The following is a 17,266-nucleotide window of genomic DNA, read 5'->3' as shown; positions in this document are numbered from 1 at the left end:
AATTTGATATGTATTGTTGAAAAATATACATTGTGCCTCGTGGCCCCCCTAAATCCCCCCACCGGGGGGACCCCAGGCGCTCGGGCGCCCTGGACCCGCCAGCCGGGAGTTCATGCTCGCTTCTGGTTCGCGTCTGCCGGGCATGGATTTTTGGGCTTGCGCCAAAATTCCTATTCCCGGCACGCTTTACTCTTGAGTTGAGACGTTAGGAGGTCGTTCGTGCCTCTGGCTCGCGTTTGTCAGGCATGGATTTTTTGGGGCTGCGTTTCCAAAAATCCTATGCCTGACACGCTTTACTTTTGTGCGGAGACGTTGGGAGGACGTTCGTGCCTCTGGCCCGCGTTTGCCGGCCATGGTTTTGCTTGCGCAAAACCTATGGAGGGCACGCTTCAGTTCCCGCAAATTTGTGGCGTCCAAAAATAAAAAACCGGCCTCTCAGAGAAAGGCCGGTTTATGGGAGGCTTGTTTATTTTCAGGAAATCTTGCTGACAACTTGACGCAAAGCTTCGTGAATCGGCGTTAATGGGCGGCCGAGCAGCTTTTCAAAATCACTGCTTTCGATCTCCAGGGTGCCTTCCCGAATGCCTTGCTGGATTCCAACGAGAATCGGGATGACGAAATCCGGTACGCCGGCGTTTTTCATAATCTCCGCATAAGCGGCATCGTCGACTTGCTGCACGGGAACTTCCTTGCCCAACACAGCACCGAGAGCGGACGCCAGCTCTTCCTGCGTCAGCAGCTTGCCGGAAAGCTCGTAGATCGTGTTCTCATGTCCGCTTCCCGTCAGTACGGCCGCCGCCGCTTCTGCGTACTCCTGCTGCAGAGCCCAGCCTACTTTGCCGGAGCCTGCGGACGTGATCCAAGGCGCTCCCGCCAATACCGCCTGAATGCTTGCAGTTTCGTTCTCGAGGTACCAGTTGTTGCGCAGGAACGAGTAAGGAATGCCGGTATTCAGGATGGCTTTTTCCGCGGCTTGGTGCGGCGGAGCGAGGAATAGCTTGCTGTCGCTCGCATTTCCCACACTCGTATAAGCGATGAAGCTTACTTTTGCGCGGGCGGCGGCTTCTACCGCGTTCGTATGCTGGCGAATTCTCGTTTCATTGTCACCATCTGCGGAAATGATCAGAATCCGGTCAATCCCCGCGAAGGCCGCATCCAATGTTTCCGGACGGTCGAAATCTCCTTGACGGACGTCCACTCCCCGCGCGCGTAAGCTTTCCGCTTTCTCCGGGTTTCGCACGCTTACTGCGAGCTGGCTCGCCGGCACTGTTTTCAATAACGCCTCCACCACTTTGCTGCCCAGTTTCCCTGTGGCTCCTGTCACTAACAATTTCATCTTCGATTCCTCCCATTGGGTTGTATTTTACATTGTTATAACATTTATTGTTACAACAAAGCTTTAAAATAAAAGCTCTGTCAGGAGCTTTCATCTTTACTCGATCTTGCCGATCAGTTGAGCTATCGTCGTCCGGGCTAACCTTTGTTCCATTACGGACTGGGCGTCTTTCAATTCTTCCTGAAGGAGCTGTTCGATATTGCGCCCGACCTGGCAAGCGATATTGGAATTTTCGTGAATCCGAAACAGCTGGTTCTCCTCCGTCGCATTGACCGCCCGATACACGTCAAGCAGTGTAATCCGGTCGGGATCTTTGAGCAAAGAAGCGCCGCCTACCCCGGGACGAACGTCCACCAATCCGGCCTTCTTCAGCATGCCCATAATTCTCCGGATGACGACAGGATTCGTATTGACGCTGCCCGCGATGTAATCTCCGGTGCATTCGTTCGGATTGACCGCAATGAGGGTAAGGGAATGCACCGCCATGGAAAAGCGCGTACTGATTTGCATCATGATCACCACCGTTGTAACCATTATAGTTATAACTATCCTTAAAGTCAATATTCTTTTCTGTTCGGGCTTTCGATCCTGCTTAATCCCGGGAAAGAAACCGGTACCCGATCCCCGGCTCCGTAACGATAAACTTCGGTCTTGTCGGGTCTTCCTCCAGTTTTTTCCGCAAATGGCCGATATACACCCGCAAATAGTGGCTGTCCGATTCATGATGGTGACCGCCCCAAACCTGCTGAAGCAGCTGGCGCTGGGTGATGACCTTACCGGCGCTTAACGCCAGCACCTTCAGCAAATCGTATTCGGTCGGCGTCAGCTTCAAGCGTTCCCCGTGAAGTTCGACGGAGCGATGAGCCAAATCGATCTTCAGCTCGCCGAACTCAAGCACCGGCTCATTGGCCGATTTGGCCACATGACGGAGAGCCACGCGGATCCGCGCCAGCAGTTCCCCCATGCCGAACGGCTTGGTGACGTAGTCGTCGGCGCCGCTATCAAGCGCAGCGATTTTATCCTCCTCCCGCTCCTTCGCCGTAAGCACGATCACCGGCACGCTTGACCATTCCCGTATACGCAGCAGCACGTCCATGCCGGAAATATCGGGGAGACCCAAATCGAGCACGATCAGGTCGGGATGGCTGACCGATGCCTGCAAAATCCCCTCTTCGCCGGCAGACGCTTCAAATATGTCAAAACGATGGGCCTGCAGCGTAACTTTCAGCAATTTGCGGATTTGCGGTTCGTCGTCAATGATTAAAATGCGCGCGCCATTATCCGGGTTCGTCATCGTTGTAGTTTCTCCCCTCTTGAAGCGACGGATTCCGCCTGCTTTCCTCGTTCTGTGGAAGAGCAATCGTCATGACCGTGCCTCCTTCAACATTCGGCTGTGCGGAAATCGTCCCCCCGTGCAGTTCGGCGATTCCTTTGCAGATGGCAAGTCCGAGGCCGGTTCCGGGTATATGTTTGGTCCGGCCCGCCCGGTAAAATTTTTCAAAAATGCGTTCCCGGTCAGCCGCGGACAGACCGACTCCGGAATCCGCGACGCTTATCTCGACATTGTCTTCGTCCGCTTTAACCGATATCGCAATCCGGCTGTAATCGGGAGAATATTTAATGGAGTTGCTCACGACATTTACAAGCATTTGCTCCAGCAGCACTTCATCGCCCAAAAGCACAGGAACGCGTTCCGGCAATTTTACGTTTATTTCCCGATGCTGCTGGAAATCTTTCACCTGCGCCAGCACCACCCCGATGATATCTTCGAGATCGCACCACTTTTTCCGCAGCTGCAGCATGCCGCTTTCCAATTTCACCATACCGAGCAGGTTGGCGACAAGACGATTCATTCGCAGCGCTCCGTCCCGAATCGCAGCAAGAAGCTCCAGCCTGTCTTCGGGGGAAAAAAGCTTGTCTCCTTCGATCAGTCCGGTTGCGGAGCCGATGATGGTGGCGAGCGGTGTTCTCAGCTCGTGAGAGACGGAATCGAGCAGCGCCGTCCGCAGCTTTTCCGACTCCGCCGACAAATGAGCGATCCTGGCTTCCTCCGTCAGCTTCAGGCGGGCGATGGCGATCGCGGCGAGTCCGCCCAGAGCCTCAAGCAAACGCCGGGTATCCGGAGGAATTGCTCCGCTCTCTTTTTCAAGCTTGATCGCCAAAACCCCGTAGACCCGATCCTCGGTGCGCAAAGGAACGTAAAACCCGGACGTTTCTCTCAGTACGCCCGACCCCTTCCCTGCCGCTTCTCCATGCTGAAAAACCCACTTGGCTATCATCCGTTCCGACTCGCTTTGCCCCCCATCGGAATGGCCGGGGGATGCCGCTGTAAGCCTCAGTTCATCATGCTCATCCGGCAAATATATGGCCGCTTGCGTTTGGATCATTTCGGAGACCTTCCGGGTTACGTTCGCGAGCAGCGAATGAATGTCCGTGATCGCGCTCATTTGCCGGCTCAGCTCATAAAGCGAGGCTGTGTGAGCTTCCCGCTGCTTCGAGAACCGCAGCTGCTGCTTCAAACGGGCAGCCAGGCTGCCGGTTAAGCCGGCCACAGCCAAAAATACGGCGAACGAAATCAGATAGCGCAGATCCGCCACCGTGAAGCTGAGAAACGGCGGGACAAAAAAGAAGTCAAACGCGAGAACGCCCAGAAGCGCCGCATAAAATGACGGCCCTATTCCTCCGTATGCGGCGCTTAACAGGACCGGGATCAAATAAATAAGCGCTATGTTCACCGGATCGAGAAAAAGCCCGAAAGGGTGAAGCACTGCGGTGAGCAATCCGATCAGCGCCGTGATCCAGACATAGGGAGACCATGAGAAGATTGACGAAGTTCCTGCTTCGTCTTCCCGGACGAAGACCGCTTTGCGGCGGAACCATTCCCCGATTCGCGATCGTCCCCGTTTTGAGATGATCGTATGTTTCCCGTTGCGGCTGCGTTCCAATATGCTCACTTCCCGTACGTTCTATTTTCCCTTCACTATAACGCCAGGTTCGGGTCATAGTCCGCCACGACCAGGACGTCCCGATGGCGAGACAAACGGATGAGCCGATTGACCAACGAACCTTGCCGCAACTTGTTCCGCAAATTTTGCTTCGATTGACCGATAACCAGTTGGGTGGCTCCCGCTTCATCCGCTTTCCCGGATAATATCCCCGCGATTTGCCGAATATGCGCTCCTTTATGGACGACAAACGTGCCGCCCAGACGGGCAGTTAACGTTTCAAGCGACTCCAGTCTTTTTTGCAGCTCTGCGGTCGGCGGCCCGCCTATGTGAACATAATTGACGTACCAGGCCGCTTTTAGCCGGTAAGCCGTGCGAAAACCGCGGCGGATGAGCCGCTCGGCGCAGGGAGTGAGATTGACGCAAACGAAAATCAGTTCCTTTCTCCGCCACGGACCGCGAAGCGAGCTTTTCCGTTCCAGCGACTCCAATCTTTCGTCGACGTCGTCGGCGATTTCCCGAAGAGCCAGCTCGCGCAAGGCGATCAGATTTCCCGTTTTGAAAAAATGATTCAGCGCTTGATCGATCTTGCTTTTAGCGTATATTTTACCTTCGCGCATCCGCTGCCGCAACGCCTCCGGAGAAACATCGATCAGCTGCACCTCATCCGCCATACGCAAAATGCTGTCGGGCACTGTTTCCCTTACCCGTATGCCGGTGATTTGCTCCACCGCATCGTTCAGGCTTTCGAGGTGCTGAACATTGACGGTGGCGATGACGTTGATCCCGCTATCTAGAATCTCCATCACATCCTCGTAGCGCTTGCGGTTTTTGCTTCCCGGAACGTTCGTATGGGCGAGCTCGTCGATCAGCACCACTTCCGAACAGCTGCGGACAATGGCCGCCGTATCCATCTCCTCCAGTCCAACGCCCCGGTACGGGATGATTTGCCGCGGAATGATGCCGAGGGATCCGATTTGAGCGGTCGTTTCTTTGCGGTTATGGGTTTCGAGCAGTCCGATCCGCACATCGACCCCTTTTTTCAGCAAGTCGTTGCCTTCGCGCAGCATCGTGTACGTTTTGCCCACACCCGGCGCAGCGCCTATATATATTTTAAACTTGCCGCGTTTGATTTTGTGTATTTTCTCGGCGACTTCCTCTTCGCTCAGCCGGCGGTATTTTTCGAATTCACGATTTGGCGTCAGTATTGCCGGCAAAATCCGTTCGCCATCGTGTTCGGCCCGATCGGCAATGAGAAACAAATCGATATTTCTCATCTTCCTCAGAAGCCGATTGACGATCGAGCCTTGCCGCAGCTCCTGCCACCGGGAATGCTTCGTATGTCCCATCACGATTCGCGTCACGTTATGTTGGGAGGCATACTTGACCAACGCATCCGGAATGCTCCGGCGGCCCCGGAAAGGCAGCTCCTCGAGTCCGCAGCCGATCTTCCCGGCGAGCTTGATCATGCTTCTGCGAAACGCCGCGGCTTCTTTGGACAGCGGCCTCTTGAAATTGCGGAACGTGACTACCCGCAAATCCCCGTTCAGCCTTTTGGCAATCTGCTCGCCGCGGCGGATGTAGATGGAGCCGTTCCAATGGTACTGCGTCGATACGAGAATACGTTCGCTGGCGCCGGATGGCCCGACAAGCCCCATCTCCTCGCGGTGCTCCTCCAGAGACTCGTTCACTTCTCCGGCAACGAGCCTAAGAGCGAGCTCCCTCAGGACGCCTAAATTGCCGCGCCTGAAGAGGGACAAATCTTTGTTCACCTTGAAGTGCCCTTCCGCAAGCCGGCTAAGAATCGCTTCCGGGGTCACATCGATAAGCCGCACCTCATCGGCAAGCTCCAACGTATCGGCGGGAACGGTATTTTTCACATCGATTCCGGTCAGCTTGCGGGCGATTTCCGTATAGCCCTCCAGCTCATACACGTTAACCGTCGTGATGACGCTGATGCCGTTCGCAAGCAGAAACTTGATATCGTCCAGACGAGTCGGAAACCGCGCTCCGGGCCGGTTCCGGTGAGCCAGCCCGTCCGCGAGCACCACTTCCGGGTTCCTCTCCAGCAAAACGTCGAGGTTCAAATCCTTAAACTCCGCTTCCCCTTGCCGCCAATGGATGCTCGGCACCCGTTCCAGATCGCCCAGCTGCTCTACGGTTTCCGGCCGCTGAAGCGTGGAAACGGCGCAGATCACGACATCGATTCCCCGCTGCTTCAGGGCGTTCCCGTCGCGCAGCATATGATACGTTTTGCCGGAGCCGCTCACCGGCCCGATGTAAATTTTCAAGGTGCCGCGACGAAGCCTGGAGATGGAATGAAAAATTTCCTCCGGCGTTTTTCTGCGAAAGTTGTCCATATGCGTTTCCCCTAAAAAGCCGCTCCCCTTTGCGGAACGGAGAGCGGCCGCTTCAAGTTTGGCAGACGATGTTCCAACGGATTCCGTAGAGGAAGGCTAACGGTTGCTGCCGAGCTTATTTGGCTCGAAAACGTCATTTTTGCATTGTAACGGTTGTAGCAGAGCTTATTTCTCATTTTGTACCTCTCCATACAATGAAAGTTCACAAATAACAGCTCTGGCAACCGTTACCGTTCCGAAATCACCAATTTAGCCCCTATAAGCTCATCTGCAACCGTTACACCGTACCGCATGAGCCGTAACCGACCTCGGCACCATGTATCAATATATAGAAAAATATAGTATGGGTCAGTTAGCATTCACTTTCTTCTAAAACTTGACCAGTTTCAGCAACTCGATATTCAAGGCCGACACATTGACGCGCGGCTCGCCGAATATGCCGAGCTGGCGGCCCTGGGTCAGCGAATCGACGAGCTGCTGCAATTGCTGCTCCGCAATGCCGGCAGCCCGGCTGATTCTCGGGATTTGCGCCTTGGCCGCTTCGGGCGACAGATCCGGGTCGAAGCCGGAGCCGGACGTCGTGACCAGGTCGGAAGGAATATCTTCCAGCACAGGATTTTCCTTCCTCAGCTCATTGATCCGCTCGGCCATCTCCTTCGCATAATCGTCCGATGCCACCGCCCGGTTGGAGCCTGCCGAGGCTGTCGGATCGTATTTCGCGGCCGACTCCCTCGGGTGGAACAGCTTCGGCGATGTAACGTTTTGCGCGAGCAGCTCGGAGCCGATGACGGTATCCCCCAAGCGGATTAAACTGCCGTCCGCCTGCTTCGGGAACAAAACCCCGGCAAGCCAGGTCGTTACAAGCGGATAAATCAGCCCGCACAATATCATAAGTACGATGGAAACGCGGATCGCGGTTACAGTCGTTTTCATTTTTCATTCCCTGCCTTCCAGTTTTAAACGATGTGCAAACCGTTCAGAGCCATATCGATAAGCTTGATTCCGACGAACGGCACGACCACTCCGCCGATGCCGTAAATCAGCACGTTGCGGGCAAGCAGCCTGTCAGCGGACATGGCGCGGTATTTCACGCCCTTCATCGCGATCGGGATGAGCAGCGGGATAATGACCGCGTTGAAGATCAGAGCGGACAATATCGCCGATTCGGGCGAAGCGAGACGCATGATGTTCAGCGCCTGCAGCTGCGGCATCGCCGCAATAAACATCGCGGGAATGATCGCAAAATATTTCGCAATATCGTTGGCGATCGAAAAAGTTGTCAGCGCGCCGCGCGTAATGAGCAGCTGCTTGCCGATCGAGACGACGGACAGCAGCTTCGTCGGATCGGAATCGAGGTCGATCATATTGGCGGCTTCCTTGGCCGCCATCGTTCCCGAGTTCATGGCGAGTCCCACGTCCGCCTGAGCAAGCGCCGGCGCATCGTTTGTGCCGTCGCCGGTCATGGCGACCAATTTGCCCTCCTGCTGCTCCTTCTTGATGGCCGCAATTTTATCCTCCGGCTTCGCTTCGGCGATAAAGTCGTCGACACCGGCTTCCAGCGCGATGGTGGCGGCCGTCAGCGGGTTATCTCCCGTACACATGATCGACTTGATCCCCATCGCCCGCAGCTCCTCGAACCGTTCCTTCAGCCCGGGTTTTACCGTATCCTTCAAATAAATGACGCCATAGATGCGATTGCCCACAGCTACCGCCAGCGGGGTTCCGCCGGCCTTGGCGATACGGTTTGAAATCTCTTCGAGATCGGCCGGCACGCTGCCTCCTTTCGCGGAAACATACCTCTTGATCGCATCGATCGCCCCCTTGCGAACGACAGTGCCGTTTTTCAGGTTCAATCCGGACATGCGGGTTTCCGCCGTGAACTCCACGGCCTCGGCAGCTTCATATTCGGAGGCGGCCCACGATGCGCCCAGCTTCCCCGCCAGCTCTACGACGGAACGTCCTTCCGGCGTTTCATCCTTGACCGATGCCTGCAGCGCGGCAATTGTCATCTCCTTGGCGGATACGCCTTGCACCGGGGTGAACTCGAAAGCCATCCGGTTGCCGTAGGTGATCGTCCCCGTCTTATCCAGGATAAGCGTATCGATATCTCCCGCCGCCTCCACCGCCTTGCCCGACATCGCGAGCACGTTGAACTGCGTCACCCGATCCATCCCCGCAATGCCGATCGCGGAAAGCAGCCCGCCGATCGTGGTCGGGATCAAACAAACGAGCAGTGCGATCAATGCGGCCAAATCCAGACGTACCCCCAAATAATCCGCCATCGGAACCATAGTGATAATGACAATAAGAAAAATGAGCGTGAGAACGGCCAGCAGTGTCGTCAGCGCGATTTCGTTCGGCGTCTTCTGCCGCTTCGCACCCTCGACGAGCGAGATCATCCGGTCGAGAAACGATTCGCCGGGATCGGTCATCACCTTCACGACGATGTAGTCGGAGACGACTCTCGTGCCGCCGGTGACGGACGAGAAGTCGCCGCCCGCTTCCTTGATGACCGGCGCCGATTCGCCGGTAATCGCCGATTCGTCGATCGAAGCGAGCCCTTCCACAATCTCGCCGTCGGTCGGTATGATCTCGCCGGCATCCACCCGGACGATGTCTCCTTTTTTGAGCTGAGTCGAAGCGACCTGCCTGAGGCTGCCGTCCTTTTCCACCAGCTTCGCCATCGTTTCCGACTTCGTTTTGCGAAGCGTGTCCGCCTGCGCTTTTCCCCGTCCTTCTGCGAGCGCCTCGGCGAAATTACCGAAAAGCACGGTAAACAGCAGTATAAAGAAAACGGCGATATTGTACCCCCTGCCGACGCCGGATGCCCCGAAAAGCTCGGGGGCAAAGGACAAAAGCAGCGTAATGACCGTACCGGCCTCCACGATAAACATGACCGGATTTTTCGCCATGACGAGCGGATTCAGCTTCTTGAACGCATCCGCCATCGCCTGCAATACGATTTCGTTCGTCATCGCTTTATTGCGGGTTGCTGCCATATAAATCCTCCTCTATATTAACCGCCGTATTCAATGCAGCATCGCGAGATGTTCGGCAATCGGTCCGAGCGCAAGCGCCGGGAAAAACGTCAGAGCCCCGATCACAACAATAATCATGACGAGAACTCCCGTAAACAGCGGCGTATCGGTTCTTAGCGTCCCCGCCGTCACCGGAACGACTCGCTTGACCGCCAGTGACCCGGCAATGGCCAGCATTGCAATGATCGATATATACCGCCCGAGCAGCATGACGATCCCGATGCCGATATTGTAAAAATCCGTATTGACATTAAGCCCGGCAAAAGCGGAGCCGTTGTTCGCGGCGCCCGATGCGAAAGCGTACAGCACTTCGGTAAGACCGTGCATGCCCGGATTGGAAATCGACGCCACCGCTTCCGGGCGTATAAGCGCAAGCGCCGTAGGCGCCAATATGATAACCGGATGCACCAGCAGGGCGATCGATGCGAGCTTCACTTCCCCGCCTTCGATTTTCTTGCCGAGAAATTCCGGGGTACGCCCCACCATGAGGCCGCAGATGAAGATGGAAAGAATCAAATACAGCAGCCCGTTGAGCAGCCCGACGCCCTTCCCGCCGAACACGTTGTTCAGCATCATTTCGGCCAGAGCCGTGAAGCCGCCCATCGGCGTCAGCGATTCGTGCATGCTGCTCACGCTCCCGGTCGTTGCCGCAGTTGTCACCACGGTGAACAAGGCCGATTCGGATATGCCAAGCCGTACTTCCTTGCCTTCCATATTGCCGTGAACGCCGAGCGCATCCAATGCCGGCACTCCGCGGTACTCGGCAGTGAAGACGGTCGTCAGCATCACCATGAAAATGATGCTCATCGCCGCGAAAATCGCCCAGCCTTGCTTTTTGTTTTTGATCATAACCCCGAAAGCGAAGACGAGCGACGTCGGAAGCAGCATCATGCACACGATATGAACCAGGTTCGCAAGCGGAGTCGGATTTTCAAACGGATGCGCCGCATTGGTGCCGAACCATCCCCCGTCGTTCGTTCCAATATGCTTGATGGACTCGAGTGAAGCGACCAGGCCTCGCGTAATCGTTTGCGTTTGGCCTTCCAATGTCGTCGCTTCGACAGCCCCCCGAATCGTTTGCGGCACTCCCTGGAATACCAGGAACAAAGCGACAACGAGGCTGAGCGGTAAAAATACGCGTGTAATCGCCCGCACCATATCGACGTAAAAGTTTCCCAGGTTGTCCCGGCGCCCGATCAATCCGCGAATGAACGCGACCGCTGCGGCGAAGCCTGTCGCAGCTGAGGTGAACATCGGAAATGTAACCGCCAGCATTTGCGACAAGTATGACAGCCCGTTCTCCCCGCTGTACGACTGCCAGTTCGTATTGGTTATAAAAGAAACGGCCGTATTAAACGCCTGCGCGGCCGGCATATTGCCGATCCCGTCCGGATTGAGCGGCAAATAGGTTTGCAGCCTGAGCACCAGGTACATAAGCAGCAGCATCGCGAAGTTGCTTAGAAGCATTGCGGCAAGATACGCCCTCCAGCCCATCGCCTCGTTCCAGCGAACCCCCGTCAGTCGGTAAATGCCGCGCTCGAAAGGGCCGAATACCCGGTCAAGAGCCGTTTTGTCGTAATCGAATACTTTCACAAGGTAGCTTCCCGCCGGTTTGACCAGCAATAAAATAATGGCAAGTGTAACCGCTACTTGCACGAATCCCATGCCCATGGCAAAATGTCCCCCTTCATCCATAAAGCCGGCCCGTTCCGTTAAAATTTTTCCGGTTTCACCAGCACAAAACCAAGGTAGATAATTAAAGCAATCGCAACGATTCCGATGACGAGCATGCAGCCGCCTCCTTACTTTTTTTCCGCAAATTTCATAAAACCCCAAAAGCCGATGAATGCTGCAGCCATCAGCAAAACCATCGTCAAATCGTTGACCATCCTCTCATCTCCTCATCCATAACCTCAACTCTTGCTTGGTATAGAGAAATCTTAAACCGATTCGCTGTAAAAAGGGGGTAAAGAATTCGGCCGCAGGTGTAAAAAAAATATAAAAATCGGGGCATGAAAAAAACCCTCCGGATTTCCGGAAGGCTTACTGTTTCATTTTGAGAAGTCCTTCGTTCTGAATAATCGAATCAACCTTAAGATTCAACTCCATATGCGGATAATAATCCGACCTCCAATGTTCCAGGCGATCGCGGGGAATCTTGGAACGGAAAAATTGACCCAATCCCAAAATATCGGCTTCTTTGGATTGAACCTTGCGAAACATTCGCTGCAACCTGCGGGCGAGCAGCTCGTCAAGTTCCTGTTTGATCATGGTTACGGTCGGCGATCCCTTTGTTTCTTGAACGGTAACGTTCAGGGTCATCCGACTGTTTAAAACCGGTTTGTTCCCTTCAAAAGAAGATCTGTGCGTCAGCTTGTCCGCTACGATCAATACCGATGCATGGGCCATAACTTCGATTTTCCCTTGCGAGCTTAATCCATGGTAAACATTGAACAACAGGGTTTCGTCCGGGGTAATCCGGTCAACCATCTTTGCATTTTTTATCACAGCCGAGCCGGTGCTTGCAATGGCCGTCGTTTGGCCTGCTTCGACGATGGGAATGACGACGTCGCGCGTGTAGGAATTAAGACTTCGAAAAACTTCCCAAATTCGCGTTTGCGCCACTTGAGGCGTCCACCCGGCGCTTTTTTCAAAATAATCATAAATTTCCATTCCGCTGGTCGTTGATGAGGATTTCAGCTTTTGAAACAAGGTTTCCATTTTTCCTTCCGTAATGGCCACTATCGCCTTGGGGGATACGTCGCGTGCACGCATAAAACTTGAAATGCTGTCCCTTAAACCTTGTTCAGCGAACCCCCGATCAAACACGATGACTTTTAAATGAAGCAGATCGACCTGCATCTCCAAATTTTTGCCGATCCGGTCAATGACGCTGTTGATCGTGTCGCCTGTATCGGTTACGATTCTCACGTCGGTTCGGCCCTGAGTCGTTTTCGGGAGGAGAAAAGAGATTTTATATCCTCCATCATGGCTTTCCAGACCCATAGCAATGGGCAAGGCTCGATGATTGATGTCTTTGATGTCCCAGCATCCGCCTAAGACGACCGGGAATCCCGCTATCAGCAGCATCTTTAGAGCATAGTGAATGCCTTTCTTTGCGATCATGAAAAAACCGCTCCTTTTCGATGATGACGAATTCCCAAAATCAGCGTGATGAACGGAATGGCAATCGTCACATAAAGGCGCAAAAAGGTGTTCCACCAAAGCAGCTGTTCAACGGTTTTAAAATCCGGAATTTGCAAACAAAGGATAAATAGAGCCAGAGCCAGCAGCAGCTTCGCCGGGATCGGCCGGATAAAAGGCAAAGCGCGCCGAATCAGCAAAGTCGCCTTCCACATGACCAATGAAAAAAAGAGCAAAACGAAGCAAATCAGAGTAATCATGAAAAACATCGTGACCCGGTCAAACATCAGCCAAGTAATATTCACCGTATCTATCGCCGTGATGAACGGGAATTGAAGCTCGAACACCGTGTTTTGTCCGAATGTAAGCAAAGGGACGTAAACCGAGATCAGAAACAGCGGGAGAAGCAGCGCGCTGGCCCCCATTACGCTGCGGCGTTTGTAAGGGATATAAGGCTGAATGAAACCGAGAAAGGTAAATCCTCCTGCGAATGCAAACAAGCTAAGCAGGAAAGGACGGCTCAATACGTACGACAAAGAAACCGCCCGTTCGTCCATTAAAGGAAAAACATAACGCCAATCCGCATTTTGGAATGAAATGGAAAGAACCAATAAGAATATGGGGAGAAACAGAACGGCAATAAGCAGTCCCGTTCTGAACACCGTTTCGATGCCGAGGGAGGAAATCATCGTCGTTACCGCCAGCAACAAGGCGATTATCGCCCATATCGGCGTATTCTCCAAAAAAATCATCTTGATGATTTCCGAATATGCGCGGACCATGATAACGATCTCCATCAAAAAGTAGAAAGTTACGGGCACAAGCAGGATGACGGCAAAAGCTTTGCCCGCCCCGAGAAAAATATCGATCAAGTTTTGGGACTTAAAATAACTTAAGCCTTTCGTGAATATGCCGAGCAAAGTGACATGAAACAAAAATCCCAGCAATATGGGGCTCCAATGGCCTATAGGCACTGATTCAATAATCTCCGTCGGGTACATGAAAAAAATAAGCCCCACATGCGTCAGGAGATACATGACCGTCACTTGCAAGCTTTTATCCATCCGAATGCTCCCTTGCTTTCCACTTATACAAATAAGGTATTCCAAAAACGCTCGCACTGGCTAAGCTTGCACAAACAAGCATCATCCCGACGAATAGACCAAGTACCCCGTACATCGCCGATAAAATGAGGATCAGATATTTCGGCAATCGGATGATCACCGCATTGTTGAATCCGACCACCGCAAAGCTGGCAATGGTCGTTGCCGCTAAAATAATGATCAGAACGTTGCTGACAAGCTGCGCCTGCACGACAGCCTGTCCGAGAATGATGCCGCCGACCATCGTGATCGTAGGTCCTATTGTTTTCGGAAGCCGAACGCTTGACTCCAGCGTCAGTTCCAGAATGACGAGTAGAAGCAGCGTCTCGAAAACAGCCGGATACGGGACGCCTTCACGGCTGCCGGCGATCGACAAGGCAAGTTCTATGCGAAGTACGTCGGGATTTACCGAAACGAGCGCGACATACAATCCGGGCATCAGCATGTTGGAGAGTACGCCGATGATCCGCAAGAACCTGATGATGAACATGAAAATGGGAAGAAAATTATGGTCATTTTCGGCAGCGAACATATCCATAATCACGCTCGGCATAATTATGGCGAAAGGAAAGCGGTCGAGAAACAAAACCGTTTTCCCTTGTCCGAGCGCCCAGGCGGCATTTTGGGGCAGTTCCGTCGTGTTGAAGCCGGGAGCGAGCACCCATTTGGAGAATCCCAGCACATGGGCCAGCGCTTGCAGGTTAGGAATGTCTTTGTCTAAATTGGATTCGATTTTTTGAATTAAATCATGATTGAATTTAGAGCTTGCTTTGCCCTCCGTGTACAAGATGATCGCTCGTCTGCGCTGATCAGTTCCTACCCAATACGACTGTATTCGCAATTTGTCGGAAATGAATTGTTTTTTCAGGATCCCGAGATTCGTATCGATATCTTCGATGAAAGCGCTGATCGAACCGCGCAGCACGTTTTCGGTCGTCGGCGCTTCAATGGAACGGGATAACGTACGGTTTACCGGTGTGAGCTTGAAGGTCATATCGGAACCGTCCGGAAAAACAACCAAATTCCCTTCCGATATTGCCGCGATCACGGCTTGCTCGTCCGCATCGTTCATATATTCGCCGATTCCGCTTGCCAAAGCAAACAAAGGCCGATCTTCGGCGACGGCATTTTGAGCCTGCTGCTGAAGCAGCATCATCGTATGGGGCAAATCGATCAGCGATTTGTATCCTGTGAGCGTGACCGGCTGGCGGGCAAGCAGCATTCGATGAAGAAACAAATCGGCATCCTGCTTCTGTCTTGACTGCAAACGTTCCAATAGTTCCAAGTCGGGTCACTTCCTGTTGCTGATAATCTGCTAGTATTCACCTATTTTGTTAAATGATACGGCACGGTTGTTACGACCACGTCTCTGCGGCGCAGCAAGTAAGCGCGAATAAGCAAGCTGGACTGGTTGTGCAGGATGTTATGCCAAGCTTTTTTGGGAATAAACTGCGGAATTACCACTGTCACATGGTAGTTCGACTCGCCGGCTCTCCGCTGAACCGTATCGATAAACTTGGACAGCGGATTAATAATGCTTCTGTACGGGGAATGCAGCGTAACCAGCCTTACGTCCGGCTGCCACTTTCCCCACTTTTCTTCAAATATCGCTTCCTCTTCCCTTTCGAACGGAACGTAAACCGCGATGATTTGGTCGGGCGAAAGAGATTTTACGTATTTTAACGAATTTTCCACCACCCGCGTGACGCCGGCAACAGGCAGGATGAAAACATTGCCCTCGATAGGAAGAGTTTCTGCGCATTCCGTAATCCTTAACTGGTCGCCAACGGCGTCATAGTGCTTTTTAATCCGATGAAAGAGCAAAATGATCAAAGGCAGGAAAACCAGCACGGACCATACTTGCGCAAACTTGGTCAAAAAGAACATAAGGCTCACGACCAGACTGATCAGGGCGCCTACCGTGTTGATCATTAATTTGGGTTGCCATCCCCTCGGCTTTTGGCGAACCCATTTTAAGATCATTCCCGTCTGGGCAAGGGTAAAGGGGATAAACACCCCGACGGCATAAAGGGGGATAAGGTGTTCCGTTTGCCCTTTAAAGCCGATGATTAAAAGAATCGATAACACGCCGAGAAAAATAATGCCGTTCGAATATCCGAGCCGGTCCCCTCGGATGGTGAACATTCTTGGAATAAATTTATCTTTGGCCAGGTTTACCGCAAGCAGCGGGAAGGCGGAATACCCGGTGTTGGCGGCAAGAATCAAGATTAACGCCGTTGTTCCTTGAATGAAGAAGTACATAAAGTTCCGCCCAAATGTCCGTTCGGCGATCTGCGAAAGAACGGTCACTTCCTCCTTGGGAGCAACACCGTAGTAATAAGCCAAATAAACGATTCCCGAAAACAGCAAAGCGAGCAAAGCCCCCATCGCGAGCAGCGTTTTCGCCGCGTTATTCGGGGCAGGATCTTTGAAGTTCGGAATGGCATTCGAAATGGCCTCTACGCCGGTTAAAGCCGAGCTTCCCGAGGCGAATGCCCTGAGCAGCAAAAACAGGCTGATACCGGCGATCGGGGTACCGATAGGGGCGTGCAGATCGGGCGGTACGCTACCGGCAGCGATTTGATAAATACCCGCTCCAATCAATATAAATAAAGCCAAAACGAATAAATAAACCGGATAGGCTAAAATGGAAGCGGACTCCGTAACACCCCGCAAATTCAATATGGTAATCAAAATGACGAACAAAACGGCTATGCCGACGGTATGGGCATGCAGCGCGGGAAAAGCCGACGTAATGGCATCCGTTCCCGCAGACACACTCACCGCAACCGTTAAAATGTAGTCCACAAGCAGCGATCCGCCGGCAATCAATCCGGGATACATGCCGAGATTTTCCTTGGATACCACGTAAGCTCCCCCGCCATGAGGATAAGCGAAGATCACCTGCCGATAAGATAATATAAGCGCCACTAGCAGGATCAAGACCCCGACCGCAATCGGGATGGAATACCAGAACGCTGCGACGCCAACCGAAATCAGGACGATCAGAATTTGCTCCGGACCGTATGCAACCGAAGATAACGCATCCGAGGAAAGGATGGCCAGAGCCTTCGTTTTGCTGATTTTCTGCTCCCCTAGTTCCGTCGACTTCAGCGGCCTTCCGATCAGTAATCTTTTCAGGTAGGAAAACATGGTTTCACCGCCAACATTTTTATGGGTATTATGCCCAATTGCGGCGATCAAACACGCTCCCGTTCAATCCACTTTCAGAACAAAGTAGTAAAAAGCGTCGCCCCGGGACTGGTTCGGGACTTGCTCATCCATCCACCAAACGCCGTCAGCGAAAGTAATGCCGCCATCATCCATATCATTTTCTTCA

The 17,266-nt window shown here is 53.2% G+C and carries 13 protein-coding genes; all 13 read right to left on the bottom strand.

What is annotated here, in order from left to right; all coding sequences use genetic code 11:
• Nucleotides 1–472 precede the first annotated feature (472 nt).
• The gene (locus tag MYS68_RS00630) at nucleotides 473–1,336 is read right to left on the bottom strand and encodes an SDR family oxidoreductase (RefSeq protein WP_248923961.1); all 864 of its coding nucleotides are present in this window, start codon (nucleotides 1,334–1,336) and stop codon (nucleotides 473–475) included.
• 96 nt (nucleotides 1,337–1,432) lie between these two features.
• Nucleotides 1,433–1,849, bottom strand: coding sequence for an Rrf2 family transcriptional regulator (locus MYS68_RS00625; RefSeq protein ID WP_248930769.1), 417 nt, complete (start codon nucleotides 1,847–1,849; stop codon nucleotides 1,433–1,435).
• Between the two features lie 79 nt (nucleotides 1,850–1,928).
• Complete coding sequence (locus MYS68_RS00620; RefSeq protein ID WP_248923960.1) at nucleotides 1,929–2,630, bottom strand: response regulator; 702 nt, start codon at nucleotides 2,628–2,630, stop codon at nucleotides 1,929–1,931.
• On the bottom strand, nucleotides 2,614–4,281 hold the full coding sequence (locus tag MYS68_RS00615) for an ATP-binding protein (RefSeq protein WP_248923959.1): 1,668 nt from the start codon (nucleotides 4,279–4,281) through the stop codon (nucleotides 2,614–2,616). The genes MYS68_RS00620 and MYS68_RS00615 overlap by 17 nt, the downstream gene beginning before the upstream one ends.
• Nucleotides 4,282–4,316: 35 nt before the next feature.
• Nucleotides 4,317–6,641: a histidine kinase gene (locus MYS68_RS00610; protein ID WP_248923958.1), complete on the bottom strand. Its 2,325-nt coding sequence runs from the start codon at nucleotides 6,639–6,641 to the stop codon at nucleotides 4,317–4,319.
• A gap of 369 nt (nucleotides 6,642–7,010) precedes the next feature.
• Nucleotides 7,011–7,574, bottom strand: a complete 564-nt coding sequence (kdpC, locus tag MYS68_RS00605) for a potassium-transporting ATPase subunit KdpC (RefSeq protein ID WP_248923957.1) — start codon at nucleotides 7,572–7,574, stop codon at nucleotides 7,011–7,013.
• Between the two features lie 23 nt (nucleotides 7,575–7,597).
• The gene (kdpB, locus tag MYS68_RS00600; RefSeq protein WP_248923956.1) at nucleotides 7,598–9,640 is read right to left on the bottom strand and encodes a potassium-transporting ATPase subunit KdpB; all 2,043 of its coding nucleotides are present in this window, start codon (nucleotides 9,638–9,640) and stop codon (nucleotides 7,598–7,600) included.
• 30 nt (nucleotides 9,641–9,670) lie between these two features.
• A complete protein-coding gene (kdpA, locus tag MYS68_RS00595; RefSeq protein ID WP_248930768.1) occupies nucleotides 9,671–11,344 on the bottom strand; it encodes a potassium-transporting ATPase subunit KdpA in 1,674 nt (557 codons plus the stop codon).
• Between the two features lie 47 nt (nucleotides 11,345–11,391).
• Nucleotides 11,392–11,469, bottom strand: coding sequence for a potassium-transporting ATPase subunit F (locus MYS68_RS39005; protein WP_420852196.1), 78 nt, complete (start codon nucleotides 11,467–11,469; stop codon nucleotides 11,392–11,394).
• 253 nt (nucleotides 11,470–11,722) lie between these two features.
• A complete protein-coding gene (locus tag MYS68_RS00590; RefSeq protein WP_248923955.1) occupies nucleotides 11,723–12,805 on the bottom strand; it encodes a Ger(x)C family spore germination protein in 1,083 nt (360 codons plus the stop codon).
• Nucleotides 12,802–13,887, bottom strand: coding sequence for a GerAB/ArcD/ProY family transporter (locus tag MYS68_RS00585; protein ID WP_248923954.1), 1,086 nt, complete (start codon nucleotides 13,885–13,887; stop codon nucleotides 12,802–12,804). The genes MYS68_RS00590 and MYS68_RS00585 overlap by 4 nt, the downstream gene beginning before the upstream one ends.
• Nucleotides 13,880–15,211, bottom strand: a complete 1,332-nt coding sequence (locus MYS68_RS00580; protein WP_248923953.1) for a spore germination protein — start codon at nucleotides 15,209–15,211, stop codon at nucleotides 13,880–13,882. The genes MYS68_RS00585 and MYS68_RS00580 overlap by 8 nt, the downstream gene beginning before the upstream one ends.
• A gap of 41 nt (nucleotides 15,212–15,252) precedes the next feature.
• Nucleotides 15,253–17,079 (bottom strand): APC family permease, encoded by a 1,827-nt coding sequence (locus MYS68_RS00575; protein WP_248923952.1) that lies wholly within the window; start codon nucleotides 17,077–17,079, stop codon nucleotides 15,253–15,255.
• Nucleotides 17,080–17,266 lie beyond the last annotated feature (187 nt).

It is taken from the genome of Paenibacillus hamazuiensis (genome assembly GCF_023276405.1).
Classification (GTDB): Bacteria; Bacillota; Bacilli; order Paenibacillales; family NBRC-103111; genus Paenibacillus_AF; species Paenibacillus_AF hamazuiensis.
The sequence above is the reverse complement of the archived record's forward strand: the minus strand, read 5'-3'. Positions and strand labels throughout refer to the sequence as shown.